Genomic DNA, 2,227 nt, shown 5'->3' with positions numbered 1-2,227 from the left:
GGCACCGCGAGGCCGTGCTCGGGCACCTCGCCCGCGGTGCTGATCAACGCCAGGTCGGCGTCGGCCTGGGCCAGGCGCTGCAGCACGTCGGCGTCGCTGGCCGCTTGCAGGTCCACGTCCACCTGCGGGAAGGCCCGCCGGATCGCCGCGATCACCGTGGGCAGCACATAGCGCGCCTGGGTGTGGGTGGTGGCGAGGGCCAGACGCCCGCGATGCTCGCCGCGCTCGTTGGCGGCATACGCGCGGATGTTGGCGACCTCGGCCAGCACGCGCCTCGCGTGCTCCACCACGGGAACACCGGCCGGTGCGATGCGCTCCAGGTTGCGTCCGCGGCGCACGAACAACTGGAAGCCCAGCTCGTCCTCCAACTGCTTGAGCTGCTTGGACAGGCCGGGCTGGGTGGCATGCACGCGTTCGGCGGCCAAGGTGATGTTCAGGCCGGCATCGACGATCGCGACGAGATAACGCAATTGGCTGAGGGTCATCGCGAACGGGGGAGACGGGCGACGCTCCGGATACTGACATACCCCGGGCGCGACTCGACCGCTTCGGATCGCCCCTCAGCGTTCCGAATCGGAGCGGGCATCCCGATCGCGTCATGCCGATATGGAATGAAGACAGAGCGCGAGGCCATTTGTCCGCCCGGCGCCGCGCGGCTAGCGTCGGGGCTCGCCTTGCGAAGGTTCACGAGACGCCATGTCCGCCGCCGATACGCCTGCCCTGTTTCCGCTGTTCGTCGACCTGCGCCACCGCACCGTGCTGGTGGTGGGAGCCGGCGAGGTCGCCCGGCGCAAGGTCGAGGCGTTGCTGGAGGCCGGTGCGCACGTCCGGGTCGGCGCACCTCAGGTGGTCGACGCCACCCTTGCCGGCTGGGTCGGCGACGGGCGCGTCACCCATCTGCCTGGCGTCTTCGTCGAGCGTTGGCTGGACGAGGCCTGGCTGGTCGTGGCCGCCACCGGCGACCACGCGGTCAATCGGGCCGTCGCCGCCGCCGCGCAGGCGCGGCGGATCTGGGCGAATGTCGTGGACGATGCCGCGCTCTCCGCCTTCCAGGTCCCCGCACGCGTCCGCCGCGGCCCGTTGCAGATCGCGGTCTCCAGCGGCGGCGGCGCACCAATGGTCGCGCGGCTGGTCCGCGAGGATCTGGAAGCCCGCTACGACGACGCCTACGGCGCGCTGGCGGCCCTGCTCGATCGGCATCGCACGCGCATCCGCGCGCGCTGGCCGCAGACCGATGTCCGAAGGCGCGCGATTTCGGAACTGCTCGACGGGCCGGTGCACGATCTGCTGCGGCGTCGGCGCACGCTCGCGGCAGAGCGTGCATTCGAGGCCTGGTTGCACTGCACGGCCGCCACCCACGGAGCGGTGCACCTGGTGGGCGCCGGCGCCGGCGATGCCGGCCTGCTGACCCTGCGCGGGCTGCGCGCGCTGAATCAGGCCGACGTGATCCTGCACGACCGGCTGGTCGATCCCGGCGTGCTCGAGCTCGCCCGCCGCGATGCCGAGCGCATCGACGTCGGCAAGCTGCCCGGTGCCGACGCCACCACGCAGGCGCGCATCCACGCCCTGATGATCGAACACGCGCGCGCCGGCCGGCGCGTGGTGCGCCTGAAGGGCGGCGATGCCTTCGTGTTCGGACGCGGCGGCGAGGAACTCGAAGCCTTGCGCGACGCGGGCATCGACTACGAAGTGGTCCCCGGCATCACCGCCGCGCTGGCCTGCGCCGCGCATGCGGGCGTGCCGCTGACGCATCGCGATCATGCACAGTCGGTGCGCCTGATCACCGCCCATTGCCGCGAATCCCTCGACACCCTCGACTGGGCCGCACTCGCCCGGGAACGACAGACCCTGGCCGTCTACATGGGCGTCGGGCTGCTGGAGACCCTGCAGGCGCGGCTCCTCGCGCACGGCATGGCCGAGGCCACGCCGTTCGCCCTGATCGAGAACGGCGGCCGCGCACGGCAACGCACGGTCGTAGGCACGCTGCGCGACCTGGCGCAACGTGCGAACGAACACCAGGTCCGCGCGCCCGCGCTGCTGATTCTCGGCTCGGTCGCCGCCCTGGCGACGCGACTGCACTGGTACGGCGACGCACCGCTGACCGAGCCGCTCGGCGCTCGCGAAGCAGCGTGACGACGTCCGCCGCCTTCCTTTCCATCGCCACCATCCATCGAGACGCCATGTCCCTGCACGAGAACATCCTCGACACCATCGGTCGCACCCCCGT

General features: G+C 71.8%; 2 protein-coding genes. One reads left to right on the top strand and one right to left on the bottom strand.

The window, feature by feature from the left end; translation table 11 throughout:
- A partial coding sequence (locus RG19_RS03760) for a LysR family transcriptional regulator (protein ID WP_157515337.1) occupies positions 1-485 on the bottom strand: 485 nt, incomplete at its 3' end.
- Between the two features lie 211 nt (positions 486-696).
- Between RG19_RS03760 and cysG the strand changes: the two genes are divergently transcribed.
- Positions 697-2,133 (top strand): siroheme synthase CysG, encoded by a 1,437-nt coding sequence (cysG, locus tag RG19_RS03755; protein ID WP_058834100.1) that lies wholly within the window; start codon positions 697-699, stop codon positions 2,131-2,133.
- Positions 2,134-2,227 lie beyond the last annotated feature (94 nt).

The organism is Luteimonas abyssi, from assembly GCF_001482195.1.
In the GTDB taxonomy this organism is placed as follows: Bacteria; Pseudomonadota; Gammaproteobacteria; order Xanthomonadales; family Xanthomonadaceae; genus Luteimonas; species Luteimonas abyssi.
The sequence above is the reverse complement of the archived record's forward strand: the minus strand, read 5'-3'. Positions and strand labels throughout refer to the sequence as shown.

Bases quoted from the DNA above. Each gene is read 5' to 3' on its own strand.
- cysG (WP_058834100.1), top strand. From the start codon at position 697: ATGTCCGCCGCCGATACGCCTGCCCTGTTTCCGCTGTTCGTCGACCTG.